The sequence below is a fragment of the Maribellus sp. YY47 genome (assembly GCF_023111095.1).
GTDB lineage: Bacteria > Bacteroidota > Bacteroidia > Bacteroidales > Prolixibacteraceae > Draconibacterium.
Genome location: NZ_JALGYW010000023.1, coordinates 46,866 through 73,691, shown reverse-complemented (window position 1 = coordinate 73,691; position 26,826 = coordinate 46,866). Strand labels below are relative to the sequence as shown.

19 protein-coding genes are annotated in these 26,826 nt (G+C 43.7%); 11 read left to right on the top strand and 8 right to left on the bottom strand.

The features are described 5' to 3' along the window. Positions 1-39: 39 nt before the first annotated feature. A complete protein-coding gene (gene gdhA / locus MR764_RS16890) occupies positions 40-1,395 on the bottom strand; it encodes an NADP-specific glutamate dehydrogenase (RefSeq protein ID WP_247980626.1) in 1,356 nt (451 codons plus the stop codon). 233 nt (positions 1,396-1,628) lie between these two features. Here gdhA and leuS point away from each other — a divergent pair, with 233 nt between their 5' ends. Beyond that, a complete protein-coding gene (gene leuS / locus MR764_RS16885; protein ID WP_247980625.1) occupies positions 1,629-4,280 on the top strand; it encodes a leucine--tRNA ligase in 2,652 nt (883 codons plus the stop codon). Between the two features lie 350 nt (positions 4,281-4,630). Here the strand turns inward: leuS and MR764_RS16880 are convergent, their stop codons facing one another. Beyond that, complete coding sequence (locus MR764_RS16880) at positions 4,631-4,789, bottom strand: hypothetical protein (protein WP_247980624.1); 159 nt, start codon at positions 4,787-4,789, stop codon at positions 4,631-4,633. Between the two features lie 198 nt (positions 4,790-4,987). Here MR764_RS16880 and MR764_RS16875 point away from each other — a divergent pair, with 198 nt between their 5' ends. Both MR764_RS16875 and MR764_RS16870 read left to right on the top strand, forming a co-directional pair. Further along, positions 4,988-5,866 carry a YitT family protein gene (locus MR764_RS16875; RefSeq protein WP_247980623.1) on the top strand — a complete coding sequence of 293 codons (879 nt, stop codon included), beginning with the start codon at positions 4,988-4,990 and terminating at the stop codon, positions 5,864-5,866. 132 nt (positions 5,867-5,998) lie between these two features. Next, positions 5,999-7,300, top strand: coding sequence for a M23 family metallopeptidase (locus tag MR764_RS16870; RefSeq protein ID WP_247980622.1), 1,302 nt, complete (start codon positions 5,999-6,001; stop codon positions 7,298-7,300). Positions 7,301-7,435: 135 nt separating this feature from the next. On the opposite strand, the gene MR764_RS16865 is transcribed toward MR764_RS16870, so the two are convergent. After that, the gene (locus tag MR764_RS16865; protein WP_247980621.1) at positions 7,436-9,325 is read right to left on the bottom strand and encodes a beta-L-arabinofuranosidase domain-containing protein; all 1,890 of its coding nucleotides are present in this window, start codon (positions 9,323-9,325) and stop codon (positions 7,436-7,438) included. Positions 9,326-9,603: 278 nt separating this feature from the next. Between MR764_RS16865 and MR764_RS16860 the strand changes: the two genes are divergently transcribed. The 8 genes from MR764_RS16860 to MR764_RS16825 all read left to right on the top strand — a co-directional run bounded on the left by MR764_RS16860 (position 9,604) and on the right by MR764_RS16825 (position 19,049). Further along, on the top strand, positions 9,604-10,473 hold the full coding sequence (locus MR764_RS16860; RefSeq protein ID WP_247980620.1) for a hypothetical protein: 870 nt from the start codon (positions 9,604-9,606) through the stop codon (positions 10,471-10,473). A gap of 3 nt (positions 10,474-10,476) precedes the next feature. Further along, complete coding sequence (locus tag MR764_RS16855; protein ID WP_247980619.1) at positions 10,477-11,814, top strand: NAD(P)-binding domain-containing protein; 1,338 nt, start codon at positions 10,477-10,479, stop codon at positions 11,812-11,814. Between the two features lie 4 nt (positions 11,815-11,818). Then, the gene (locus tag MR764_RS16850) at positions 11,819-13,414 is read left to right on the top strand and encodes a cytochrome c3 family protein (RefSeq protein ID WP_247980618.1); all 1,596 of its coding nucleotides are present in this window, start codon (positions 11,819-11,821) and stop codon (positions 13,412-13,414) included. After that, on the top strand, positions 13,405-14,427 hold the full coding sequence (locus MR764_RS16845; protein WP_247980617.1) for a hypothetical protein: 1,023 nt from the start codon (positions 13,405-13,407) through the stop codon (positions 14,425-14,427). The genes MR764_RS16850 and MR764_RS16845 overlap by 10 nt, the downstream gene beginning before the upstream one ends. Beyond that, positions 14,360-16,039 carry a hypothetical protein gene (locus MR764_RS16840; protein WP_247980616.1) on the top strand — a complete coding sequence of 560 codons (1,680 nt, stop codon included), beginning with the start codon at positions 14,360-14,362 and terminating at the stop codon, positions 16,037-16,039. Before MR764_RS16845 ends, MR764_RS16840 begins: the two co-directional genes overlap by 68 nt. 32 nt (positions 16,040-16,071) lie before the next feature. Next, complete coding sequence (locus MR764_RS16835) at positions 16,072-16,806, top strand: hypothetical protein (protein WP_247980615.1); 735 nt, start codon at positions 16,072-16,074, stop codon at positions 16,804-16,806. 80 nt (positions 16,807-16,886) lie between these two features. Continuing rightward, complete coding sequence (locus MR764_RS16830) at positions 16,887-17,141, top strand: hypothetical protein (RefSeq protein WP_247980614.1); 255 nt, start codon at positions 16,887-16,889, stop codon at positions 17,139-17,141. Positions 17,142-17,300: 159 nt separating this feature from the next. Further along, positions 17,301-19,049 (top strand): alpha-L-fucosidase, encoded by a 1,749-nt coding sequence (locus tag MR764_RS16825; protein ID WP_247980613.1) that lies wholly within the window; start codon positions 17,301-17,303, stop codon positions 19,047-19,049. Positions 19,050-19,115: 66 nt separating this feature from the next. Here MR764_RS16825 and MR764_RS16820 read toward each other — a convergent pair whose 3' ends face one another. The 5 genes from MR764_RS16820 to MR764_RS16800 form a co-directional block, all read right to left on the bottom strand. Then, positions 19,116-20,486, bottom strand: a complete 1,371-nt coding sequence (locus tag MR764_RS16820) for a dipeptidase (RefSeq protein WP_247980612.1) — start codon at positions 20,484-20,486, stop codon at positions 19,116-19,118. Between the two features lie 395 nt (positions 20,487-20,881). Continuing rightward, positions 20,882-21,454: a hypothetical protein gene (locus MR764_RS16815; protein ID WP_247980611.1), complete on the bottom strand. Its 573-nt coding sequence runs from the start codon at positions 21,452-21,454 to the stop codon at positions 20,882-20,884. A gap of 333 nt (positions 21,455-21,787) precedes the next feature. Then, entirely contained in the window at positions 21,788-24,220 is a 2,433-nt protein-coding gene (locus MR764_RS16810; RefSeq protein WP_247980610.1) for a PEP/pyruvate-binding domain-containing protein, read from the bottom strand. Positions 24,221-24,323: 103 nt separating this feature from the next. After that, the gene (locus MR764_RS16805; RefSeq protein WP_247980609.1) at positions 24,324-26,075 is read right to left on the bottom strand and encodes a hypothetical protein; all 1,752 of its coding nucleotides are present in this window, start codon (positions 26,073-26,075) and stop codon (positions 24,324-24,326) included. A 91-nt stretch (positions 26,076-26,166) separates the two neighbouring features. Continuing rightward, the gene (locus MR764_RS16800) at positions 26,167-26,796 is read right to left on the bottom strand and encodes a deoxynucleoside kinase (RefSeq protein ID WP_247980608.1); all 630 of its coding nucleotides are present in this window, start codon (positions 26,794-26,796) and stop codon (positions 26,167-26,169) included. Positions 26,797-26,826 lie beyond the last annotated feature (30 nt).

The window sequence follows — 26,826 nt, the reverse complement described above, 5'->3', positions numbered from 1 at the left end:
AGAACCCGGACTTTTCATATATAAACAGTTAAGCAGATGTTATACAAGACCCTGAGCAATCATAGAATTGGCCACTTTTACAAAGCCTCCAATGTTGGCTCCTTTAACATAATTGGTAAAGTCGTGTGTAGTCTTGCCATATTTCACACACATTTCGTGAATGTTGCACATGATGGAATGGAGCTTGTCGTCTACTTCCTTTCTGCTCCAGGCGAGGCGCATACTGTTTTGAGTCATCTCCAAACCCGAAACCGCTACTCCTCCGGCATTGGCCGCTTTTCCCGGACCAAAGAGGATTTTTGTGTTTATAAAGTGACGTACTGCTTCTTCCGTACTTGGCATGTTGGCACCTTCTGCTACCACAAAACAGCCATTTCTTGTCAGTATCTCAGCTTCTTCCTTGTTGATTTCGTTTTCGGTAGCACAGGGGAGTGCCACATCGCATTTTATGCTCCACGGGCGTTGCCCTTTCATGTACTGCACTCCGTATTTATCAGCATATTCGCGAATTCTTCCGCGGTGTATATTTTTGAGTTCCATCACATAAGCGAGTTTTTCAGTATCGATCCCGTCGGGATCATAAATCGCACCACTCGAATCGGAGAGTGTAACCACTTTCCCTCCTAGTTCAATTACTTTTTCACAAGCATACTGAGCCACATTTCCTGATCCGGAGATGCAAACAATTTTTCCTGCAAAGCTTTCTCCCCGGGTGCTCATCATTTCCTTGGCAAAATAAACAGCTCCGTAACCGGTTGCTTCAGGACGAATCAATGATCCACCCCATTCAACTCCTTTCCCGGTCAGCACTCCGGTAAACTCATTCCGGATGCGTTTGTATTGTCCAAAAAGAAATCCGATTTCGCGACCGCCAACGCCAATGTCACCGGCCGGTACATCGGTATAGGCTCCGATATGGCGGGAGAGTTCGGTCATAAAACTCTGGCAAAAACGCATCACCTCGTTATCAGACTTGTTTTTCGGATCAAAGTCGGACCCTCCTTTTCCTCCGCCCATGGGGAGGGAGGTAAGGCTGTTTTTCAGAACCTGTTCAAAGGCCAGGAATTTCAGAATGCTTTGGTTAACGGTGGGGTGAAAGCGCAAGCCGCCTTTGTAGGGACCAATGGCGCTGTTCATTTCCACTCTGAAACCGCGGTTGATTTGAATCTTTCCCCGGTCGTCGATCCAGGGAACCCGGAATTGTATGATGCGTTCGGGCTCTACCAAACGTTCAAGTATTCTTGCATGAAGATACCGTGGATTGTCCAAAAGATAGTCGGCGAGAGACTCAACTACTTCGTGTACAGCCTGATGGAATTCGGGTTGCCTGGGATCTTTGCTTTTCACGTAGTTCATAAAGTCATCGACAAATGACTGACTGTTTTTGGCATTCATTTTATTGGTTTTATTTGTTTGTATTTAAGTTACGAAAAATATAGGTTCTATCATATTGTTGTACAGTATGTTATTGTTGGATGTGCCCGTCAGTATGAAATTTGAGCGATTTATCAGGGTTCAATCTTAAACTTTGGTCCTCTTGTGTTTCGAATGTAAAAATCCGCCGTTTACATCCGACAAAATCGTTATCTTTGCCGCCTAATTATTCGAATCAGTTTCAATAAAATACAATGGATTACAAATTCGCGGAAATTGAGCCAAAGTGGCAACAGTATTGGGAGAAAAATAAAACATTTAAGACAGAAGACGATTTTTCAAAACCGAAATATTACATCCTCGACATGTTTCCTTATCCTTCGGGAGCCGGTTTGCATGTGGGACACCCCGAAGGATATACTGCTACCGATATCCTGAGTCGCTATAAACGGATGAAAGGTTTTAATGTGTTGCATCCGATGGGATACGATGCTTTTGGGCTTCCGGCAGAACAGTATGCCATTCAAACCGGAACGCATCCTGCAATCACTACCCAGAAAAACTGCGATAATTTCCGCAGACAGATCAAGTCGATCGGATTGAGCTACGACTGGGACCGCGAAATCAATACCACTGATCCAAAATATTTTAAATGGACACAGTGGATCTTCAAAAAATTATACGATACCTATTTTGACGAGACCCAACAAAAAGGCCGTCCGATTTCTGAATTGGTGATTACTGAAGAGGTAAAATCAAAAGGAGAGGAAGCCGTACAAGCATACATCAGCGAGAAACGCCTGGCTTATTACGACAATGCACAGGTTTGGTGGTGCGATTCGTGTAAAACTGTTTGTGCCAACGAGGAAGTTTTAACCGATGGCTCACACGAAAAATGCGGGCATCAGGTAATTCGGAAAAACCTGAAGCAATGGTTGCTTCGTATTCCGCACTACGGAGAACGTTTGCTGAGTGGCCTTGAAGGTTTAGACTGGCCCGCCGGTGTAAAAGATATGCAGCGGAACTGGATTGGAAAATCGACCGGTGCCGAAGTGGATTTCGAAATCGATGGTCTGGGCAAAAAACTGCGTGTTTATACTACCCGTCCCGACACCTTGTTTGGCGCAACGTATATGGTTGTAGCTCCCGAGCATGAATTGGTAAACGAACTCGTAACTGACGATAAAAAAGAAGCAGTAGAAGCATATGTAAAAGCGGCTGCATTGAAATCGGATTTGGACCGTACTGATCTGGCCAAGGAAAAAACGGGCGTTTTCACCGGTCGTTATGCCATTAACCCGATCAACAATGTGAAAATTCCGATCTGGGTGGCTGATTATGTATTGACTGGTTACGGAACAGGCGCTATTATGGCGGTTCCGGCGCACGATACACGCGACTTTGAATTTGCGAAAGAATTTGATATTCCGGTAATCTGCATTCTGGATCCGAAAGATGTGGAAAACCGCGACGAAGTGTTGGCCGGAAATGCTTGTTGGACCGAAGATGGTGCCTACATTAATTCGGCAAGTTCAGAAACAGGCATTGATATTAATGGTTTGAACAAAACCGCCGGTATTGCAAAAGTAATTGCCTGGCTCGAAGAAAAGGGAATCGGAAAAGCTACCGTTAATTTTAAATTACGCGACTGGCTGTTTAGCCGTCAGCGCTACTGGGGAGAACCTTTCCCGGTTATTCACTGGGAAGACGGAGAAGTTACTTTGGTAGAGGATGAAAACCTGCCTTTGCAATTGCCCGATCTGGAAGAATACAAACCCAGCGAAACGGGTGAATCGCCGTTGGCAAATGCTGAAGACTGGCTGATTGTAACCGATACAAACGGAAGAAAAGGCCGCCGCGAAACCAACACCATGCCTCAGTGGGCCGGTTCGTGCTGGTATTACCTGCGTTATATCGATCCGATGAACGAGGATTCGATTTTTGATGTTAAAAAAGAACAATACTGGATGCCGGTCGACCTGTATGTAGGTGGAGCAGAACATGCAGTACTTCACTTACTATATTCGCGTTTCTGGCACAAAGTGCTGTTCGATCTTGGAATTGTTTCAACTGACGAACCGTTCCAGAAGTTGTACAACCAGGGAATGATCCTGGCTTTTGCTTACGAAACTTCTACCGGAGCCAAGGTTGCTTCTGATTTGGTGGAAGAAAAAGAAGGAAAATATTTCCACACTGAAACCGGCGAAGAGCTGAGGCAGATTGTGGCCAAAATGTCGAAGTCGTTGAAGAATGTGGTAAATCCCGATGATGTGATTGAGCGTTACGGAGCCGATTCATTGCGTTTGTACGAAATGTTCATGGGGCCGCTCGACGAACGTAAACCGTGGGCCGAAAACGGTGTGAAAGGAGTGTTTAACTTCCTCGCCCGTGTTTACCGTTTCTTCGCTAACCCGGAAAATATTGTGGATGGAGAGGAAGATATGGAAGTGGCAAAATTGCTGCATCAAACCATCCAGAAAGTGGAGTCGGATATTGAAAACCTGAAATTCAATACCGGCATTGCTGCTTTGATGGTATTTAATAACCTGGCCTATAAAAAAGGAAAAGTAACCAAGGCTACGGCCGAAACTTTTGCCAAAATACTGGCACCTTATGCTCCGCACATGGGAGAAGAGTTATGGTCGCTATACGGAAATACCGAAACACTGGCTTATGAACCCTGGCCGGCAGTAGATCAAAGTTTACTGACGGAAGATACTCACGAATACCCGGTTTCTTTCAATGGCAAAATGCGCTTTAAAATCGAATTACCACTTGATATGCCACAGGCTGAAGTGGAGAAAGCTGTTTTGAGCGATCCGCGTTCCGAAAAATGGATCGAAGGCAAATCGGTTCGGAAATTTATTTATGTTCCGAAAAAGATCATCAACATCGCAGTTGGATAATCAATCAACCAACAAAATATAGAAAAGGACGGTCGGTATAAAATGGATCGTCCTTTTTTCATATCGAAAGTTATTCGGGTCATCTATTTTTACCCATCCTCTTTTCCTTTCCTGCGAGAAGGAAGCCTGCCTGCCTTTAGGCAGGGACGATAAGTCACTTGTTCTTTGATAAAAGTCTATTTATTCATTTCTGTATTTATTTTCACAGGCGAGTCATCTCTCCCTTTGTAAGGGAGAGACAGGAGAGAGGGTAAACTAGCTGAAAAATGCGCTTTCATTATTTTTGTAAAAGAACTGCAACCACCGGGCAACTCCGATGATTGCAGTGATCATTGAAAAGTACCTGCTCGTTAGAAACTTAATACTGCCGCTCCCTCTTTAACTCTTTCGTAAATGGCTACCGAACCAACGATTTTTACACCTTCCAACAGGTCTTCTTCCGAAATTTGCAAAAGCGAACGCCGGAAATTTATTACCACTAAAAACATTAATGAAACCTGATTCATCATCTCCCCTTATAGATTAATTCAACTTCGGATCAAAAAAAATTGAATCATTATGTAATTCTGTTTTGGAGTTTCACTTTCATGGTTTGAGCCTGAATTTTAATTTATCGTTAAACCCGAAATCCCTGACAATCATCACTTTTTGTTCGGTTTTTGCTGTGTTCTTTTGCGGCGAAATTAAAGCTCATAAAAAGTTAAACAATGTTTACAAAAATGTTGGCAGCCAACCGTAATCTCGCCCGGATAATTCAGGATTATTCCATCATGACTTTTGGCTTGTTTTTGTTCGCCATGGCCTGGGAATTGTTTATTATTCCTGCGCAAATTACTGGCGGTGGAGTCACCGGTGTATCTGCGGTGGTGTACTATGCTACCGGAATTCCGGTGAGTGTTACTTACCTGTCCATTAATGCAGTGTTGGTGTTAATAGGAATTAAAGTGCTGGGCGCCAATTTTGGTATGAAAACCATATACAGTATTGGAATTTTGACGGCCTTTTTTGCCATTTTCGAAAATATGGTAAGAGAACCTTTGGTGAACGACCTGTTTTTATCGTCGGTAATTGGGGGGATGCTTAGTGGTGCCGGGCTGGGCGTTGTTTTTTCGCGCGGCGGTAGTACAGGAGGAACCGACATTATTGCCATGATCGTGAATAAATACCGTAATGTGAGTCCCGGGCGTGTGATCATGCTGTGCGATGTTATCATTATCGGCTCGGTTTTTCTCGTTTTTAAATCGGTTGATAAAATGGTCTACGGCTATGTGGTAATGTGGGTAATGTCGTACGGGCTCGATTCCTTTCTGAGTGGAGCTAACCGTTCGGCTCAAATGTTCATCGTTTCAAAAGAATATGAAACAATTGCCGAGTTCATCAACCGTGAAGCCGGACGTGGGGTCACCATACTGGATGGTAAAGGGTGGTACACCAAAGCAGATTCGAAGGTGATTATGTCGGTGGTGCGCAAAAAGGAAAGTGGTGCCATTTTCCGTTACATTAAGCAAATCGATCCCGATGCATTTATTTCCATGGGAAGCGTGATGGGCGTTTACGGAAAAGGTTTTGACAATATCAAATTATAGCCTGATTCGGAACTGAACATAAAACCTTTCATTCTAAATAGTTTTATTGACGCCACTTTTTTCGAAAGTTTCCACAATGAAACTATCCTTTTTTAAGTTTTCTTATTTTTGCCACTTATGAAGCTTAGCAGGATGAGAAATAATTGGAAAGGATGGATGACAGCTATGGGCGCCGTTGTTATCTTAATGGTGAATGCCTGTGCTCCCAAATCGTCTTCAAAAGAAGAAACTGTAGTTGTTGATACCATGGCAACCATCAAGGATCCGATTCTGAAATACGGATTGCCGGTTGATTCTTTTAGTGTTGAAGACGGAATTGTGCGTAACAACGAGTACCTGAGCCAGATCTTAAACGCGCGGGGCGTGAGTATGGCGACCATCGATCAGATTGCCCGAAAATCGAAAGAAATTTTTGATGTGCGGAAAATCAAGAGTGGTGGTAAATATTCTATTTTTTCAACCGCCGATACTTTGAACGAGGCCCGTTATTTTGTTTACGAGAATTCTGCGGTCGATTATACTATTTTTGAATTGTTCGATACCCTGGGAATTTACCAAAGTCAGAAAGACGTGGTAACACGCAGGACTGTTGCCAGGGGAGAAGTTAAGTCTTCGCTTTGGAATGCCATGATCGACAACAACCAGGACCCCATGCTGGCGCTTGAGCTTTCCGATATTTTTGCGTGGACGATCGACTTTTTTGCCATTCAAAAGGGCGACCGTTTCCGGGTAATTTACGACGAAATTTTTGTGGACTCCACGCGGATCGGCATCGGTACCATTTATGCTGCCGAATTCGACCATTATGGAGAATCTAACTTTGCATTTTTATTTGATCAGGAAGATAGATCGGATTATTTCGACGATAAAGGACAAAGCCTGCGCAAGGCTTTTTTGAAATCGCCGCTGAAATTTTCGCGCATCAGTTCGCATTTTTCGAACAGCCGCTTGCATCCGGTATTGCGCATTCGGCGTCCTCACCAGGGAGTGGATTATGCGGCACCCAAGGGAACTCCGGTGATGACCATCGGAGACGGTACCGTTGTTGCAAAAGCCTATCAGGCGAATGGTGGCGGCAACTATTTAAAGATCAAACATAACTCGGTTTATACAACTACCTACATGCATCTTGCCGGCTTTGCAAAAGGAATTTCTACCGGAAGCCGTGTCCGGCAAGGCGACGTGGTGGGTTACGTGGGAGCCACCGGGTTGGCCACCGGTCCTCACCTCGATTTCAGGGTTCAGAAAAACGGTGGTTTTGTCGATCCGCTGAAAGTAAAGGCACCTCCGGTTGAGCCGGTGCAGGAAGCCAATATGCCGCGCTACATCGCTTTGAAAGATTCGATGATGAACGAGCTGGATAAAATAAAATGGGAAGATGACGAGATACTGTTGGAAGGTGGAGGCGAAATTGCTTCTGCTTCGGCAAAATAAGACTGAAAAAGATCAATAATAGATTAAAAAAAATAAAGGGATTGAGCCGTTGGGTTTAATCCCTTTATTCTTGTAACAACCCCGTTTAACGCAGTGATCCTTGATTAATACGGTAGACCATTATTTCCTCGGAAATCAATATTTCGAGTATTTGGTTTTCATTGCATTCAGGGTTTCCCTGATCCAAACTTTGTAGCGGGTGTGTTCATTCCAGGTATTTCCGGCCGATGCAAAATCACAAAAGCGGATCGCTTGTGGTTCTCTCAGTTCGCCTTCAAGATCGGTTCCCAACACCAGCGGAGCAGTAAAAGCCATCCAAATATCTTTGGGTTTATCGGCCACCGGTTCAAGATTTATAATTCCGTTTTCGTTTCGGATAATTGCGGCCTCGTCAACAAAGCCATCGTTAAACCTTGAATCGCGGGCTAAAACCACCGGCCCCCGCATAATGGCCTGGTAATCGTCTTCTTTTACCAATCTTCCCCGCAGGTCGAGTGTAAGTTCTATTTTGTCGCCTTTGTTCCAGGTGCGGTTAATTCGTTGGTAGGTTCCGGCTACAATCCCGTCAATTTTTTCGTTATTCACTTTTAGTGAATTTTCCTCGCTCCATGCCGGAATTCGCAGGGCTAATTCAAAAGATGCTTCTTTTTCCGGTTGAATTTCAAATGTAATGCGACCGCTTTCCGGGTAAGTGGTGGTTTGCCGGATAATAATCTCGTTGTTTCCTGCAAGCTTAATTTGGGCTTCCGATTGACAGTAAAAGTTGACAAAAACCGTATTTCCCGAAGTCATGTATGAATATCCCGGCATTAGTGTAAATCCCCGCGGGCCATTGGCATTGCAGCAATTGATGTGCATTCCGCATTGTTGTTCACCGGCGTGCCGGCGGCCTTCCAGCGGACTGTATTTGGCAATCTCGTTGCCGTTGTATTCCATCGAAGCCATCAAAGCATTGTAAAATGTTTTCTCAATCTGGTCGGCATAATGCGGTTCTCCGGTTACCTGCAGCAGGTTGTAGCAAAGTTTCATCCAGGTCATGGTAACACAGGTTTCCATGGTATGGTAAGTCGGGCGTGTCTGGTTTTCAATGCCATGGTACCAGCATTCAAAAGCCGAACCCGAGCCGGCTACATTTATTTCGGTGTTGATGATATTTTCCACCACATCCACCACTGCTTTTAAGTATTTCGGATTTTGATTGACCAGGTAAAGTTGGAGCAAGCCTTCGTAACACGACATCATTTCGTAGGCTTTTTGTCCGTTGTCCCAGCTCCACCAAACATCGGGATGCGGGAAACGTTCGCTTACCCAAACGCCTTCCACTGCTTTGCTGATAAGTTTGGGCCCGTCTTCGTTTTCCCACTGTTGTACAATGTAACTTGCAAAATCGAGGTAACGTTGCTCGCCGGTGTGCTTGTAAAGATAAACGATGGGTTCCAGCACCGAGCTGCTCGCCATTCCGTGGTAATTTCCGGTGTAGGTAATGTCTTTTTTGCCCGGCCCAACCTGGGTCAGCAGGTGATCGGCTACTTTTTGAGCTGCTTTTAAAGCTTTTCTGTCCTTTGATATTTCATAATATCTGATTAGTCCCAGCATGCTGTATTTGCGGCCCCAAATGTCCCATTGGGTAAGTTGACTTTCGGGAGCATAATTTCCGATGTATCCATTTTCAAGCTGCGTTTCAAGCAAGCCATCAACCGCAGTTTTCATAATATTCATCAGCTCTTCATCTTGCGTATATTTCCAGGCAGCTACTGCCGAAAGCATCCACTTTCCCCAGAATTCGCTTTGCCAAAGCCGGGTTTCTGTTTTGTGCCGGAACGGCTCCACCAGGTGTTCAACGTCTCTCTTTTTTATTTGTTCCGAAATACAGAGGTCGATTTTTTGTCCAGGATAGCCCTGAAGCTTCACAGCGTCATACGAAATCGGAATCAAGCCGGACTCTTTCAGTGTTTTGGCAGATAATCGGGTACTAAAAACTTGAGTAATAATTGCAAAAAGCAAAATTGGGAAATAATATTTCATCGATATAGGTTTTATTGGTCTGCATAAAATTAATGTTCCATTTGAGAATAGACAGCTCCGAAGCACATTTTTAGCCAGGCGATTTAATTTTTTAAAACAAGCCTGAAATCTTTTGCTCCGCTTTGTTGAGCAGCACAAGTTCTTTGGGAAAATCGATCTCGCTGGTTGGTAGTGGCTTGAGAAGTAATTTGGAAAAGATCTAAAATACTTTTTATCAGAGCATGAACGTATATAGAAACAGGAATATGCCTAAATTTAACTGTAACAAACTTGGCAGTATGGGACGGATTGCACATAAAATCTACCTTGGTTTATTGGTCTCAGTCACCCTGCTTGTATTTTTTTCCTTGGCTTTTTATGGGTCGGGTTATTACCTGACTCCGCTGCACGAGCGGCCTGTTCATCCACGACACGAGTGGTTGAAACCGACCGGCCTGATCGGACACGGAATTGGTATCGTGGGCTCGGCTTTTATGATCATAGGTGTTTTTGGCTACATGTCCCGGAAACGTTTCCGCAGATTATCGCGGCTGGGCGTACTTCGTAACTGGCTCGAATTCCATATTTTTTTGTGCACGTTGGGGCCGATCCTGGTGCTGTTTCATACTTCCTTTAAGTTTGGCGGCCTGGTAGCAGTTAGTTTTTGGAGTATGGTCGCGGTGGTTCTCAGTGGTGTAATCGGACGGTTTATTTACCTGCAGATACCACGTACCATCGAAGGGCGAGAGCTCAGTTTGAATGAGTTGAACACAATGGAATCGGAACTTATTTCCGGGTTAAAAAACAAACACCAAATTGACGCTCACATAATTACGTCAATGAATGCGGCAGTGGCCAAAGCAGGAGAAAAGGAGGGAGTCAATTACCTGGTACGGATTTGCCGGAGATTTGTATTTGAACAAAAACTGGTGAGGCAGTTCAGGAAGGAACTCAAAACGAAAAACATTAAAGGGAAACACCTTCGGAGTGCGGTTCGTATTTTCAAGTCAAAGATCATTTTGAACCGGAGGATTGCTTGGTTGTCGTCGATGCAGAATTTTCTAAGATACTGGCACGTGGCGCACCTTCCCTTTGCGCTGGTGATGCTGGTGATCATGATCATTCACGTGATGGTTGCTGTGTTGTTTGGCTACAAATGGATTTTTTAAAGGATGGAAAGTTTCTGGGAGAAAATATTGATTTACGGAGGAGTTGCCTTTTTTTTGATCGGTGTACTTTACATCTACATTCGAAAGCTGAGGCGTGAATCAAAGCGGGTAGAGGAGAAGATCCGTGTGGCAAAAGAAGAGGGGCTGCACGAGCCCGTTTCGCTTCATCCGGTGGTGGATGTAAATTCGTGTATTCAGAGCGGTGCCTGTATCCGTGCCTGTCCCGAACACGATATTTTGGGCATTCGCAATGGAAAGGCAACGGTGATCAACGCCAGCCGCTGTGTTGGGCACGGCGCCTGTTTTCATGCCTGTCCCACACAGGCGATTTCGCTGTTTCTCGGGACCGAGAAACGGGGAGTCGACCTGCCGCATGTTAACCAATATTTCGAATCGAATGTAAAAGGAATTTTTATCGCCGGCGAGATGGGCGGAATGGGACTGATCAGAAATGCGGTGGAGCAGGGCAGGCAGGCTGTCAATAACCTAGCAAAGGGAATTCAGTATGAAAGCAAAGCCGAATACGATCTGGTGGTGGTTGGAGCAGGTCCCGCAGGCATTTCTGCCACGCTTGAAGCCCGTCGTCTGAAACTGAAAACAGTGACTTTGGAACAGGATACGCTGGGAGGAACAGTTGCTTCCTTTCCCCGCGCAAAAATCGTGATGACTTCACCCATGGACCTGCCGCTTCACGGGAAGGTCAAGTTATTTGAAACTGATAAAAACGAGTTGCTGGATTTGTGGGAAAAAGTGACTGCCGATAACGGGATCAGCATTCATGAAAATAAAAAGGTGGATAAGATCGAAATCCAAAATGGTCATTTTAAAGTGCTTTGCCACAATGGAGAAGAATACACCGCGCAAAAAGTGCTGCTGGCGATTGGGCGCCGTGGCACACCTCGAAAACTAAATGTTCCGGGTGAAGATTTGCCTAAGGTATATTATCGTTTGCTCGAACCTGAATTTGTTTCCGACAAAGATATCCTGGTAGTAGGTGGTGGCGATTCTGCCGTTGAGTCGGCGCTGTTGCTTGCCCCGCAAAACCGAGTCACTTTATCTTACAGAAAGGAAACGTTCTCTAGATTGAAATCGAAGAATAATGAGCTGTTGGGAAAAGCTATTTCAGAAAAGAAACTGGAAGTGCTGTTGAATTCAAATGTTACATCGATTGGCGAGACAGATGTTTCACTTCAGTTTGAGGACGGTAAAGCGATGGAAATGAAGAACGACCTGGTGTACATTTTTGCAGGTGGCGAATTACCCACAGAGTTTCTGAAAAATGCAGGAATTGAGATCACCCGGAAGTTTGGGGAGGCCATTCTGAAACACGAACGACGCTGATGATATGAAAAGATTGCTGAAATATGTGCTGCTTCTGACTGGTTTAATGCTGACCGGCCAGATGCTTTTGGCGCAGATTTCACCCGGCGAGTTGAGCCAGGTTCATGCTCATCTCGAAGGATTGAAGAAATGTACACAGTGTCATATTCTGGGTGAAAAGGAAACCACATCGAAATGTTTGGAATGCCACAAAGAAATAAAAACCCTGATGGATCAAAAGAAAGGTTATCATGCCTCAGCCGAAGTTAAAGGGCAGAAGTGTGCTTCCTGTCACGGTGAACACCTTGGCAAAGATTACAAATTGATTCGCTTTGACGCTGAGAAGTTTGACCATCAGCTGGCGGGTTTTAAGCTGAAAGGAAAACATGGTACCATCAATTGCAACGATTGCCACAAGGCGGAGCTGATCCGGAATCTTATATCTCAGAAAAAGCAGGGAGGAACTTATCTTGGGCTGGGAACAAGCTGTGTGGATTGTCACGAAGATGTGCATCAGAATACGCTTTCCACCAACTGCACATCGTGCCACAACCAGGATGCCTTTCGCCCGGCAACCGGTTTTGATCATTCTAAAACAAGGTTTCAGCTCGTTGGAAAACATCGGACGGTTGATTGCGCCAAATGCCATTTAACAGAACTGAGGAACGGCAAAAACTTCCAACAGTTTGCAGGAGTGAAGTTCGAAAATTGTACCAACTGCCACGAGGATATACATCGGAATAAATTTGGCAACGATTGCCGGAAATGTCACAACGAATTTTCCTTCACACAAACCAAAGCAACCGAAGGCTTTAATCACAACCTGACTGACTTTCCTTTGGAAGGAAAACATGTTGCGGTGGATTGTAAGAAGTGCCACACGAGCGGAAGTTATACACGTGCATTGAAATACAACCGATGCACGGATTGCCACAGCGATTTCCATGAAAAGCAATTTCAGAAAAATGGAGTTTCGCCCGACTGTTCGGCATGTCACTCTGTAGATGGGTTTTCGCCTGCTTCTTTTTCCATTGAACAACACAATCAGGCTGGATTTAAACTCGAAGGCGCACACCTGGCTACGCCTTGTTTGGCCTGTCATAAAGCCGGTGAAAAGTGGAATTTCAAACTTCCGTCTAAACGCTGTGTGGATTGCCACGAAAACGTTCACAAAAATGCTTTGCCTGAAAAATATATGCCGGATTCAGAATGCCGTTCGTGTCATTCTGTTGAAAGCTGGAAATGGATTACGTTCAACCACGATCAAACGCCGTTTAAATTAAGCGGGAAACATACTTCGGTTGGTTGTCGCGATTGTCATTTCAGGCAGGATAACGGAGTTGTAAAACAGCAATTCTCGAACCTGGCTGAAAGCTGCGAGAACTGCCACGAGGATATTCATTTCAATCAATTTGAAGCTCTGGGAAAAAATGATTGTGCGCGGTGCCATACCTTTAATAACTGGTCGCCCGACAAATTCAATCATGACAATGCACGGTTTAAACTCGACGGAAAACACAGCGGCCTGCAATGTGCAGCCTGCCACCAACCGACCGATGATTTGATCCGGAATTACATCGTTTACAAATTTGAAGACATATCATGCGCAAGATGTCATTAATACTGGGAATACTGCTGGCAGTTAGCGGCCTAAATGCACAGGACAGTCCGCACGGCGATGATCTAAAATTTGATTGCCTGGATTGCCATTCTACGGAAGGATGGATCTTCTCCGCCTCAACGGCAAAATTCAGTCACGATCAAACTACTTTCCGGCTTGAAGGGGAGCATCAAACCACTGACTGCAAATCGTGCCATACTTCGCTGGTTTTTTCGCAGGCGAAGTCCAACTGTGTGGATTGCCACACCGATATGCACAATACAACGGTTGGGATGGATTGTGCCAGATGCCACACCCCAAAATCGTGGCTGGTTACCAACATCACGGAGTTGCATCAAGGCAGTCGATTCCCCCTGTTGGGAGCGCATAATACGGTCGATTGCTCAGATTGTCATACTGCCGTTTCGAACCTGGAGTTTCAGCCGCTGGGAGTGGAATGTATCGATTGTCACCGTCAGGATTACCTGGCTACCACCAATCCCAATCATCAGCAATCCGGGTTATCAACCGACTGTATGGAATGTCACAGAATCGACGCTTTTCTCTGGACTTCGCAGGGATTTAACCACGACTTTTTTCCGCTTACAAAAGGGCATGAACTGAATAATTGTGCCGCCTGTCATACAAACGGAGTGTTTGAGCCGGTGTCAACAGATTGTTACAGCTGTCACCAAAATGATTTTGCATCGGCTACCAATCCAGCCCACAACAACGCAGGATTTACGACGCATTGTACCGATTGCCACACCACCGATCCCGATTGGAAGCCGGCTAAATTTGATATTCACGATGATTACTATTTTCCGATTTATTCGGGCAAGCACCGCGGAGAGTGGAACAATTGTGCAGATTGCCATACGCAGCCTGCTTCGTACGCGGTTTTCAGTTGTACCGACTGTCACGAACATAACCAGGCTGAAACGGACAGCCGCCACGGTGGAGTGAATGACTATACGTACACGGCTACCAGTTGTTATACCTGTCACCCCAATGGATTTGCCGGCGATGATTGATCAGGGAAAACATATCAGTTGGCTGATGTTTCTGTTCGTTTTAATTTCAGGGACATTCGCAGTCGAAGCCCAGGAATCAAGGGATTTGACAGAAGGGCGTGTATCCTACCTTTCGGGAGAGAATATTTATGTGAGATTTGAAAGCACGGAAGGCATTGAAAACGGAGATACGCTTTTTATCCGAAATGCAGAAGGTCTTTCCCCGGCACTTCTGGTTCAGCATAAATCCTCCATATCTTGTTTGTGTAAGGCAATTGCTGAAACAGCCATAAAGGTTTCCGATCCCGTTTTTGCCCGATTAAAAGAAATCATGACCGTTCCTCAAAAAACGATTTCCGAAGTGGCGGTTCCTGAAAAAGACGTAAACGAAGAAGTACTTACTGCGCCACAAATCAGTCGGGAAACGATGAATACTCCCAATTTTTCAGGCAGGTTAATGCTTTCATCGTATTCCAATTTTAGTAAGCAGGGAAACGATTCGCATCGGTTTCGCTATACTTTTTCGTCGAATTATTCCAACATCGGTTATTCAAAAATATCCTTTGAAAGCTATGTTTCGTTTACGCATAAATTGCACGAGTGGCAGGTTGTGAGGGATAATCTGAACGATGCATTGAAAATCTACGCACTGGCTGTAAAATACGATGTAAATAAGCAGACTTCGGTTTGGTTGGGGCGAAAGATCAATCCCCGGATTGCCAATGTTGGTGCGATTGACGGAGTTCAGTTGGAATATGCTTTTAAAAGTCTGTTTGTTGGAGTAGTTGCTGGCTCACGACCCGATTACCTGGATTACGGATTTAACACTGATCTTTTTGAATACGGCGCTTACCTGGGGCACAGTCAAAAAACAAGCAATGGCTATGTGCAGTCGTCGCTGGCCTTTTTCGAGCAGCGAAATTCGGGAAACATTGATCGGCGTTTCCTGTACTTTCAACACACCAGTTCGTTGGCGAAAAACCTGAATGTGTTTACATCGGTCGAGCTCGATCTGTACAAACTGGAAAATGATCAACCCTCGAATTCATTGAGTCTTACCGGTTTTTATTTTTCGTTGAATTACCGATTTTCGCGAAAAGTATCGCTGTCGGGTTCTTACGATAACCGGAAAAATGTGATCTACTACGAAACTTTCCGGAATTATGCCGATGAGGTTTTAACACAGGCCAGCCGCCAGGGGATTAGAGGACGGATCAATTACCGGCCCTTGGATTATCTTATGGTGGGAGCTTCGGCTGGAACACGGTTTTCAAAAGAAGATCCGCGGAATACCAATACCTACAACGCTTTTGCAACGTGGTCGCGTATTCCAGCGTTGGGTGCATCGCTGAACGTTTCTTCAAATCTGATGCAAACGGCCTACCTCGACGGACAGGTTTACGGAGCCCGCCTGACCAAAGATTTCCTGCAAAATATGAGTGTAATGCTGCATTACCGCCACGCGAAATTTGACTATGTAAATTCCCTGTCTTCGCTTACCCAAAATATTAGTGAACTGGATTTTACCTGTCGTTTCAACAAAAAAATCTCTTTGTCTGTTAATTTTGAAGCAACAGTTCAGAAAGAAGATATTTATAATCGCTTATATTTAAGCCTGAGAAAAAAGTTTTGAATCAATTATTGTAAACAGAATAAATTAAAAAAATGATGCACAAACTAAGACTAATCGCGTTTATCGTATTGGCAACTTTTGTTGCGAGTTCATGCGTTCAAAATAAAAATCCGCAGCAGGCGCAAAGTGTGGCGCAGGCCAATCAAAATGTTTTTGAAGTAACCGAAGTGGTTCAGGGAAGTACCTATACCTATCTGAACGTAAAGGAAAACATGGCAGATCGCTGGGTAGCTGTTAGTCATCAGGAAGCAAAACCGGGTGATGTATTTTATTACGATGAAGCGCTTCAGATGACCAATTTCCACAGCAAGGAGATCGATCGTACGTTCGATGTAATTTATTTCGTAAACCAGATCAGCAAAACTCCTTTAAGCCAGCAGCAACCGATGGCAGCTGAAATGCCTGCCGGACATAGCGGTAAAGTAGCTGCAAAAAGTGCCGAGGTTGAACTGGAAAAAGCTGAAGGGGAACTTACGGTATCTGAAGTTTTTGCCAAACGCGCTGAATTTAGCAACCAGGAATTTGAAATTCGCGGGGTAGTGGTAAAAGTGAACGAGCAGGTTATGGGCAAAAACTGGGTACACATCCAGGATGGAACTTCGAGCGAGGGTAAATTTGATTTAACCATTACTACACAGGCCGAAGTGGAAGTTGGTGATGAAGTTACATTTAAAGGAAAACTTACGCTCGAGAAAGACTTTGGTGCCGGCTATTTTTACGATGTAATTATGGAAGACGGAACCCTGGTAACAAAAAAGGTTTCGTAAACATCAATAACTCAGTTTAAAACCGTAGAATTCTTGCTTCCTGTTTTAAAACAAATATCTTTGTATCTAAATAATTAGATATGAATATGGAATTCAAGAAGCTCGAAATAAAAGAAGAAGGAAACTGGTTTCAGCGAAAACTGAAGAATCCGCATTTTCGGAAAACGCTTATTTATATGGCAGTTGGTGCCGTTGGTGGATTCATATTTTATTATGTTTCTGAAGGAAGAAGCATGGATGTTATGCCAACAGGCGAGATAGTACAGAGTGTTGGGGTGGGAGCTTTCCTCGGATTTTTTCTGACCAACAGTCCTTGTGCCAGGGGGCGGTGTTGATTTCGGGACTTAAAATATTTCTTTTACATAGAACGAGCCGGATAGTCATTTGTCCGGCTCGTTTATTTTAAGTCGGTGAATGCTGATAATCAGATCAATTGATTTTGTAATTTTAGGAGAAAATCAATACTATTAATTTATAAACTAAACTACTTCCGCATGAAATTATCTGTTGTATTTGCTTTACTTTTTGTTCTGATGGCCTGCACACCTCAGAAAAAAGAACCGCCCAAAGACGAAGCTACTTTAAAACACAATCAGAAAATGGAATGGTGGCGCGACGCCCGTTTTGGAATGTTCATCCATTGGGGGCTTTATGCCGAACCGGCCGGAGAGTGGAAAGGTGAACGCATTCCCGGAATCAGTGAGTGGATCATGTGCAATGCAAAAATTCCGGTGAAAGATTATGAAAAGCTTGCCGAGACGTTTAACCCGGTAAAATACAATGCGGAAGAATGGGTGAAACTTGCCAAATACGCAGGAATGAAATACATCGTTATTACATCGAAACACCACGATGGATTTGCGATGTTTCATTCAAAAGCGAATAAATATAATATTGTAGATGCCACGCCTTTCGATCGCGATCCGTTAAAAGAACTGGCCGATGCCTGCAAAAAATATGGAATCCGATTGGGATTTTACTATTCCGAAGCACAGGATTGGCACGAACCCGGGGGAACCTATCGGAACTACGGCAAGGAGCCTCACTGGGATCCTGATTTGCCAAAGGCTCCGTTAATGGAGTATATTAATTCGAAGGCGCTTCCGCAAGTGAAAGAGATTCTCGAAAACTATGGCGGTCTCGATATTTTGTGGTGGGATACACCAATAGGGATGACCGAAGAAGCTGCACAGAAACTTCAGAATGAGGTTGACAAGTATCCGAACCTCATTACCAATAACCGTTTGTATCGTCCGTGGCCCGGCGATTTCTCCACCCCGGAACAACATGTACCGCCAACCGGGCTCGATTACGACTGGGAAGTTTGTATGACCATGAACACCAGTTGGGGCTACAAGTGGTACGACGATAATTGGAAATCAAGCGAAGAGCTAATAAAAATGTTGGTGGATATCGCCAGCAAGGGAGGTAATCTTTTACTTAACGTTGGCCCGACAGCTGAAGGTGAATTTCCGGAACCAAGCGTTGAGCGGCTAAAGGAAATCGGAAACTGGATGCAGCTAAACGGGGAGTCGATTTATGGTACATCAGCGAGCCCGTTCTTTAAACTTCCCTGGGGAAGATGTACAATGAAAGAAACCAAAGGCGGAACCAATCTTTACCTGCACGTTTTCGACTGGCCGAAGGATGGTCTGTTAACCGTTCCCGGACTCGATACAAGGGTGAGCGATGTTTATTTGCTGGCCAATCCGAAACAGTCTTTTGCCTGGAAATTTGAAAATGGAGACCTTCAGATTCATGCTCCTTCCGTTATTTTTGATGAAATTAATACGGTAGTAGTGGTGAAAACCAAAGGGCGAATAGAAGTGACGAGCAATAAGCCCTCTATAAAAGAAGGATCGGTACTGTTACCTGCTGACTTTGCCGATATTTACAATCCCGGTTATGGGATACACGCCGTATTGGAAGGGAAAGGAACCGAATCGGTTATTACCAACTGGGTGGATAAAAACGCCCGGTTAGAGTGGATGTTTACTACCAGCGAAGCCGGAACTTATAAATTGGAGGCTTTGGTGAAATGTGAGCAGGACAATACCCTAAACGTTACATTGGGTGATAACAAGCTTCAGGCAAATATTCGGGCAACCGGCGAGCGCTTCGAGGTGGTCGATCTGGGCTCTGTTACCATTGGAGAAGCAGGTGATTTAACCGTTGCCCTTAGCCCGGAATCCTCAAACTGGAACGGGATGGAGTTGATGTACCTGGAATTGATTAAGCAATAATCTGAAAATAAGGAGCCGCTCTCTGGAAAAAGAACGGCTCCCTAAAATATATCTTAATGCCTCGAACTATTTATTCATCTCAGCAAAATACTTGTAGAACAACGGAATGGTTTTAATGCCGTTGTAAAACTGTTCCAAGGGGAAGTTTTCATTGGGTGAATGAATGGCATCCGATTCCAGTCCGAATCCCATTAACACCGATTTGATGCCCAGTATTTTTTCAAACGAAGAAATAATAGGAATACTGCCGCCTGAACGTACCGGTACCGGACGTTTACCGTAAGTGTCCGTGTATGCTTTTTCAGCCGCCTGGTAGGCCGGAATATCGATAGGACAAACATAGGCAGGGCCACCGTGCAACGAAGTCACTTCCACTTTTACCGATTTTGGAGCAATGCTTTCAAAATGTTCCTTGAAAAGAACGGCAATCTTCTCGTGGTCCTGGTTGGGCACCAAACGGGTAGATATTTTTGCAAAGGCCTGCGATGGCAGTACAGTTTTTGCCCCTTCGCCGGTGTAACCACCCCAAATTCCGCAAACGTCAAACGAAGGACGGATTCCGGTGTGCTCCATTGTTGTATATCCTTTTTCGCCACCCAGTTCTTCTACGTCGATGGCTTTTTTGTATTCTTCCACATTAAACGGGGCACGTCCCAAAAGTTCGCGTTCTTCAGCCGAAACTTCCATTACGTCATCGTAAAAACCGGGGATGGTGATATGCCCGTTTTCGTCGGTCATTTGTGCGATCATTTTCGAAAGTACGTTGATTGGATTGGTAACAGCGCCACCAAATAAGCCGGAGTGCAGGTCGCGGTTTGGCCCGGTTACTTCCACCTGCCAGTAAGCAAGTCCGCGTAGTCCGGTGGTTATCGACGGAATGTCGGCCGCAAGCAGCGAAGTGTCGGAAACCAAAATTACATCGGCTTTCAGCATTTCTTTGTTCTCCTCGCACCAGGCGGGTAAGTTGGGCGATCCGATTTCTTCTTCCCCTTCAATCATAAATTTTACGTTGCAAGGCAGTGTTCCGGTTTTTACCATCAACTCAAATGCCTTGGCGTGCATCATACTCTGCCCTTTATCGTCGTCGGCACCGCGCGCCCATATTTTCCCTTCCCTGATTTCCGGTTCAAACGGAGGCGATTTCCATAAATTAATCGGATCGACCGGCATAACATCCATGTGGGCATACACCAAAACAGTTGGTAACGCCGGATCAATTATTTTTTCGCCATAAGTAACCGGATTGCCTTTGGTTTCATAAACTTCGGCTTTATCGGCACCGGCCGAAAGCAAGGTTTGTTTCCAGTATTCGGCGGCCTTGTACATGTCTTCTTTGTGGCTTTTTTCTGAACTGATCGACGGGATCCGGATCAGGCCGAAAAGTTCCTCCAGAAAACGATCTTTGTTTTCTTCAACGTATTGATTAATGTATTCCATAACTGTGCAAGTTTTTTAATGAACGTGGAAAATAGGATTTTTCGGCGGGGTAACAAAGTGATTTTGTCATAAAAGAAGTATAAAAAAGGTTGAGGCTAAGGCTGAGGTTGGGGCGCAAATGAGCTTCTGGCAAAACTTGCTGTTGTAATTAATCAGAACGCTGATAACTCAGAAGCCAATGATTAACGCTGCTTTAACCGTGATTGTCTGTCAGGATCAGTGTCATCCGTGTTCCGTTTTCCAATTTTACCTGGAATGTAAGAATAGATATGTTTCATTGTTGAGACAGATTCTTCCGAAACAGTTTGGCAATCTTTCAGGACATTTGAAATAACAAACAAAAGGCAACCCGGAAATCCGAATTGCCTTTTGGTATTGTATCGATTTACGTGCTTTTATTCTTTTTGTTTTTTGCTGTGCAAATAGTAGCTAAATCCCCATCGAATATCGAAATTGTCACTCGGAATGATTGAGCCATTCTGAGTGTAGTCGTCTGAGTTTTTAGTATCCCGGTATGCAAACCAAAGAAAGGTACTCAAATTAGGAGTTATATTCCATGCAACCTTTGGCCCGATAATAAAAGACGAATAACCATTATCCTGAGCAGCAAAATCACTGCCCAGCGTAAAGTTTAAACTCGTTTTTAATGAGATGCCTATTTTTTCCTGATTCATTATAAATGCTTCAATAGTTGGCCCGATAACGAATTCATCCAAAATTGGATTTGATTGAAATTCGTATTCTTTATATCCTCTGTAATAAATTTTGAGACCAGCGGATAAATTTCTCAGAACAAAGTAACTGGCAGACGTATTCAGTTCGAAAGTGGCGGTTTTATCACCTGATTCACTTTTCCCTTTTGTAAAATTTCCAAATCCACTCAATTCGGTTGAACCTTTGCGAGGTTGGGCAAATGAACTAAAAGACAGAGTGCAAAAAACAAGCAACAAGATAATTTGTGTTTTCATGGTAGTAATATTTATTGAATGATTAACTGTTGTTTATAACGCTCATTATTAATAGTAAAAGGGAGGGAATAGAATAACAAAATTTTTCATTTGGGTTGAATTTTGGGTTAATAACTTATGTTTTTTCTTTGAGTAGAATGCCTGGAATGGTAGAGTAAAGTCTATGTTCAGGAAGAATACTCCATTGAAAGGTACTATTCCCCCCCCCGAAATTATATGACAAATATCAGAGAGTGTTAAATAGCATGTTTTGAGATTGTTAAGTGTTAACTATTTAATGGAGTTGATAAGATTGATTTGTTTAGTTGATTTTGAGAGCTTTTGAATCGAGCATTAATTATACAGTCGTACCTGCTTGATATACAATTTTCTTTTTCCTTCAGGCGAATCAATTTTAAATTCGATATCCAGTCCGAAATCGTCAAACAAACAGTTACAGGAGTGCGGTACCTTACTGAAAAAGTGTTTTTTTATTTCCAGGCAGTAAGTTCCCAACTGGTACAATTCTTTATCGCTTAATACATTCTGACCCCGAAATTCCACTAAATTGGAGTGAGACAAATATTCAATGGTAAAGTCGCGCGAGTAATCCAGCGAGTAGGTGTATAAAATTACCTGGTCGTGCAGGACTCCCGGTTCCGGAAATACAATGCTGTTTTCGTTGAACTGCGCATTTACAATAAACCCGGGATTAATGTTGTACAGGTTTTTGGTAATGACCACACCGTTCGCATCCTCGTTGGGAAACGACCGGTGAACCAGAATTCCCATGGCCGCAGAACGCTGATCTATTTTATAATATTCCCGTTCTTCAAATGCCCGGAAGTTCCATAAACTTGCCCACACTTTCTTAATCGCGTTTTCAATGGTCTTGGTTTCGTCATCTTTCTTTGCCGAATAAGAATCGTACAACCCCGCACCCGAAAAACCTTCGAGGTCTTCGGCATTGGTTGAAGAGCGAAAACGATAAGCCTCAAAATCTTTAAAATTTGAAATTTTGTTTTTTACCATCTCAACCAGTTGTGGATCTATGGGAGCGTCAATGATTTTTTTACGGACTTCTTCCAGTTTTATCCTCCGGTATTCCTGGTTTGTTTTAAATGTTTCGTCAGAAAGCAACTGTTCAATAAATGGCTGAATCTGGTTATTTTTTACGTGCTGAACGTAATAGCAAAATGGCAGTGCAAAAGGATTTTCCGGAGTTGGAATTTCCGGATTTTCAATCTTGAGCATTTCAGCAAAATTGGCTGCTTTTCCTCCGATTAGCTTAACATTGGCAAAGCCGGCAGTCGTAAGATCAATCAAACCCTGAGTGTGTTCGTCTTTTTCGAGAACGACAGCAGTTTTTGGCTCTTTTTGATTCCAGAACAGCGTTGCCTCCTCCAATGTCGCCTGCCGAATGACAAACGAATCGGCCTGTACATGGAGATAAACCAGTTGTCCCATAAGTGAATCGAGCCGGGTATTAACCCAGCCGTCTCGCAAAGCCATGTTCGGAGTTTCGCGGTTATGACTAAGCACGTTTATGTGACTAAGTGGCGTTTGAAATTCAGTGGTGATGATGCCTGCAACCACCGAAACATCGTTGGGAATTCCGTTTAGTAAAATAATGTCATGTTTCCCGAGATAGGTTTCATTTAGATGATTGATTTCGACTTTTCGTAAATAACCATACCCTTCTGCAAGATTTAGAGCCTGGTAGTTCTGACCTTCGTATAACTCCTCCGAAGTGATTACCGGCAGATTACCACAGTTCTCCCATTCCTGATTATTCGGATACAGGTATAGTTTCCCTTCCATATACGATGTGGCGTAAATTTTTTCCATGACCTCTGTTATCTCAGAGCAACCCATCTTGTCGCCCGCATAAAAACGAAGCACGTATTTATTCAGCGCTTTGTAATAGTTGATCTCGCCCGGAAAAAGATACCGCTCGTTGGAGTCGGTGTATTGAGTCATGTTGAAATGATAATGTCCTTTGGAATAACCGAGAAATTGCTCGGCAAAGTAGTAGTGTATTTTATATCGTTTGCTGTTCATGTAATAAACCAGGTTCGAACGCTGATTGTAAATGAATTTTACTGACTCCACATCTCCCTGATTGGTAACAAAGGGGCTGCTGTGAAGAAGAGAATAGGCGTCGTAGTCGGGCAGGCCATTTAAGTAATTTAAGTCGTTACCTGATTTTGCCAGTAGTTTTACGTGAACAATGGTGTCTTTTCTGGGAAAAGCGATTTCGCGGCAGTAATACCCCTCTTTTGAGAAAACCAAGGTATCGGGAGAAGTGGCTTTCTTGTTGAAATTTTGCGGTTGCAGCAGAGTAATGTCCTTCCCGCTCGAAAATATTTTGAGCGTCTCGTTTTGGCTTTCGGAAGTTACCCTTAAAATATACACTCCGGTTTTTAATCGGGGAAGAAGGTAACTTCCAGCTTTGCCGATCTCACCCGAATGAAGAATTTGCTTTCCGTCAACTGTATAAATCTGAAGAGATACTTTTTCATCTTTTGGAGCAAAAAACATATTGTAGACAATCCGAAACTTTTGAGGTTGTTCCGTTAAATTGAAATCCCAGTTAAAAGCCCCGTTAATGTCGGAAGTTATGATTTGTGAAAGTTGTTTGTGGAGAACAGTTACGTTCCCGATAGGGTGTTCAGTTGCTAAATCGCTGGTCCTTCCATAATAGGAATATTGCGCTGCTGATGGCTTCGTCAGAAGGAAGGAAAAAACAGTTGCACACAAAAGACAAATCCAGCGAATTGTTGTCATGTTCGTTAGATGGATTTACAATGAAAAAGGTTGCGGAGCTTTTACAAAACCGCAAAAAAAAGGGCAACCAATCGGCTGCCCTTTATATCGTGATGACTTCTAATTAGTCTACAATTGCTTTGAACTTAGGATCGCTGAAATATTTAGCGAATTCCATATCCACTTTTGCTTCGGCTTTCAATTTAGGATTGATGTCGCAAGCAGCCTTCAAACTGTCGAATAACAAGCTTTCTTTTGCTGTGCGTGCGCCGATAACTGCTTTCAGGTATTCAGTCATCCAGCAATTTGGAATTTCACAAGCATCCAAATCTTTTATAGCACCGTTGTTGTCGCCTGCCAGAATTTTTGCCAAACCGGTGTTTGGATCCTGGAATTTGCTGAAGTAACGAACTGCGCGGTCGTATTCTGCTTTTTTAACGCTTACAATACCCAGGTTGTAGTTTACTTCTTCGCCGGCACCCGAAGCTGCGCCAAACATAGATTCAGCTTTGGCCACATCGCCTTCAACCAGTGCAATGGCGCCAACATTGTTTTTAACAACAGGCTCGCTGTCTTTCAGCTGTTCAGCTTTTTCGAAATAAGGTTTTGCATCGGCATATTTCATTTGTTTGGCCAATACGTAACCTACGTTGTTGGGACCTCTCCAGTCGTTTGGATAAACTTTTACAAACGATTCGAAGATTTCCAGTTGCTCGTTTAAGTCGGTAAACAAAGTAGCGGCATAAATCAACTCAGCAGGAGTTAACGAAGCTGGGTCAGCTTTTGCAGCAGCTTTTAATTCTTCGTCGGTTTTTCCGATCAGGTCAACCGAAGTAATCATTTTGGCACGACGCAGTTGCGGAAGAATGTCGGCAGCAACATCAGTGAATGTTTCACTCAGGTTACGGATTTCACGTTCACGAACTTCAGGATCGTTGTACATTGAAAGTACGCGAAGGATCAGTTCTTTATCCTGGATGTTTGATTTTTCCATCAGTTCTTTGAATCCTTCCCAGTCTTCCGGAGTATATTTTGTTTTCAACTCGACTGCAACACCGGCTTCTTTTAATTTTTTCGCCAGGAAAGCTGAAGAAGTATTTTTTCTTTCAGCAGCCAGATCAGTGTTCAAATCGATGCTTCCGTCGGGAGATGCATAAGCCGAAACTTCAACATCTTTCAGATCGATGCGTTCGTCTTCGTTGGCTTTTTTTGTGAAATCTTCCAATGCTTTTACTTCGCTTTTTTCCGTTTCTTCTCTTCTCAGGTTCGAGCGGTTGATGAGGTATTTGATGTCAGCCACCATCTCATCCGGAACAATTCTCTGGAAAGCGTCGATGTTCGGATCGTATTTGCCCGAAGTGTTGGCTTCGCGAACGATACCGATAATAGGTTTTGGAATACTCGCTACTCTTTCGCTGGTAGCAATTACACCATCGGCAATTTTGATCGGTGTAAAATCAACCGATTTCGCGCCTTGCGATGCAGTGATGTTCACATACAATTCTGATTTCGACATTGCTTTTGTAAACGCAACAGCGTCTTTGTACGATACGCTACCACCGTTGTAAGCAATAACCTTGTTGTTTGCCTGAACGCTTTCTCCCTGTACGGTAACCGGCTGGTATTCGGTTTCGCCACCTTCGTATTTCAGAACAGGAGTAGCGGTTAAAGTAACTTTTTTGTTGAAGTATTTGGCGGGGAAACGGCCGTTGATAGCCACATCAACTTCGCTGGCGTGAGATTCCAAAACCTCTGGAGTAACCTTGAAGTCAATCTGGTCGGCATTTTTTTTCATTTTATTGAGTCCTGAACAGCCCGACAAAACCACAGCAGTCGCAACGATCAGAACAGAAGGTTTAAAGTTGATCCTCTTCATAACAGATAATATTTCAGTGAATAAAAATTATTAGTAAGGCGACAAAATTAATAAGCTTTTTAGTATTTGGAACTCGCTAAAGTTTTTTTTCTCACAATATTATACGGTTAATTCCCGATTTATATTTATTGTCAAATACAGCTGATTTTAGCGCCTCATAATGCGCCGGATTCTTTACAAAATCGATGCCATTTGTGTCGATAATCAGCAGCGGAAACGAATTTATTTGTTTAAAAAAACTAAAATAGCCTTTAGCGATATTATCGAGGTAGGCAGGGGTGATGTGTTTTTCGTAATCGCGGCCGCGGTGCGCAATATTGCTCATCAGCCGATCGACATTGGCATGCAGGTAAACGTAGAGATCGGGTTTGGGCATCGATTCAAAAATGATGTCGAAAATCTGGCGAAACAGCCGGTATTCATCCGATTTAAGGGTGTTCTGCGCAAAAATGGCTGTTTTGGCGAAATAGTAATCGGCCACCATAAAAGAATGAAACAAATCGAGGTTCAGTACTTCATTTTTAATTTGAGTGTAGCGATCGGCTAAAAACGAGAGTTCAAGTGGAAACGAATAACGCTCCTGGTCCTCATAAAATTTGGGAAGAAACGGATTGTCAGCAAATTGTTCCAACACCAGTTTGGCGTTGTATTCCTCGGCAATCATTTTGGAGAGGGTAGTTTTTCCGGCACCGATATTTCCTTCTATAACAAGAAACTGCATCTGATTTGTACTCGTGATTTTCAAATAGCT

Excerpts from the sequence above, each read along its gene's own strand:
- MR764_RS16820 (WP_247980612.1), bottom strand. The coding sequence starts at position 20,486 with ATGGAATACATTAATCAATACGTTGAAGAAAACAAAGATCGTTTTCTG.
- MR764_RS16800 (WP_247980608.1), bottom strand. The coding sequence starts at position 26,796 with ATGCAGTTTCTTGTTATAGAAGGAAATATCGGTGCCGGAAAAACTACC.
- MR764_RS16825 (WP_247980613.1), top strand. The coding sequence starts at position 17,301 with ATGAAATTATCTGTTGTATTTGCTTTACTTTTTGTTCTGATGGCCTGC.
- MR764_RS16805 (WP_247980609.1), bottom strand. The coding sequence starts at position 26,075 with ATGAAGAGGATCAACTTTAAACCTTCTGTTCTGATCGTTGCGACTGCT.
- MR764_RS16875 (WP_247980623.1), top strand. The coding sequence starts at position 4,988 with ATGTTTACAAAAATGTTGGCAGCCAACCGTAATCTCGCCCGGATAATT.
- MR764_RS16830 (WP_247980614.1), top strand. The coding sequence starts at position 16,887 with ATGAATATGGAATTCAAGAAGCTCGAAATAAAAGAAGAAGGAAACTGG.
- MR764_RS16845 (WP_247980617.1), top strand. The coding sequence starts at position 13,405 with ATGTCATTAATACTGGGAATACTGCTGGCAGTTAGCGGCCTAAATGCA.
- MR764_RS16870 (WP_247980622.1), top strand. The coding sequence starts at position 5,999 with ATGAGAAATAATTGGAAAGGATGGATGACAGCTATGGGCGCCGTTGTT.
- leuS (WP_247980625.1), top strand. The coding sequence starts at position 1,629 with ATGGATTACAAATTCGCGGAAATTGAGCCAAAGTGGCAACAGTATTGG.
- MR764_RS16840 (WP_247980616.1), top strand. The coding sequence starts at position 14,360 with ATGACTATACGTACACGGCTACCAGTTGTTATACCTGTCACCCCAATG.
- MR764_RS16810 (WP_247980610.1), bottom strand. The coding sequence starts at position 24,220 with ATGACAACAATTCGCTGGATTTGTCTTTTGTGTGCAACTGTTTTTTCC.
- MR764_RS16880 (WP_247980624.1), bottom strand. The coding sequence starts at position 4,789 with ATGATGAATCAGGTTTCATTAATGTTTTTAGTGGTAATAAATTTCCGG.
- gdhA (WP_247980626.1), bottom strand. The coding sequence starts at position 1,395 with ATGAATGCCAAAAACAGTCAGTCATTTGTCGATGACTTTATGAACTAC.
- MR764_RS16850 (WP_247980618.1), top strand. The coding sequence starts at position 11,819 with ATGAAAAGATTGCTGAAATATGTGCTGCTTCTGACTGGTTTAATGCTG.
- MR764_RS16860 (WP_247980620.1), top strand. The coding sequence starts at position 9,604 with ATGGGACGGATTGCACATAAAATCTACCTTGGTTTATTGGTCTCAGTC.
- MR764_RS16835 (WP_247980615.1), top strand. The coding sequence starts at position 16,072 with ATGATGCACAAACTAAGACTAATCGCGTTTATCGTATTGGCAACTTTT.
- MR764_RS16865 (WP_247980621.1), bottom strand. The coding sequence starts at position 9,325 with ATGAAATATTATTTCCCAATTTTGCTTTTTGCAATTATTACTCAAGTT.
- MR764_RS16855 (WP_247980619.1), top strand. The coding sequence starts at position 10,477 with ATGGAAAGTTTCTGGGAGAAAATATTGATTTACGGAGGAGTTGCCTTT.
- MR764_RS16815 (WP_247980611.1), bottom strand. The coding sequence starts at position 21,454 with ATGAAAACACAAATTATCTTGTTGCTTGTTTTTTGCACTCTGTCTTTT.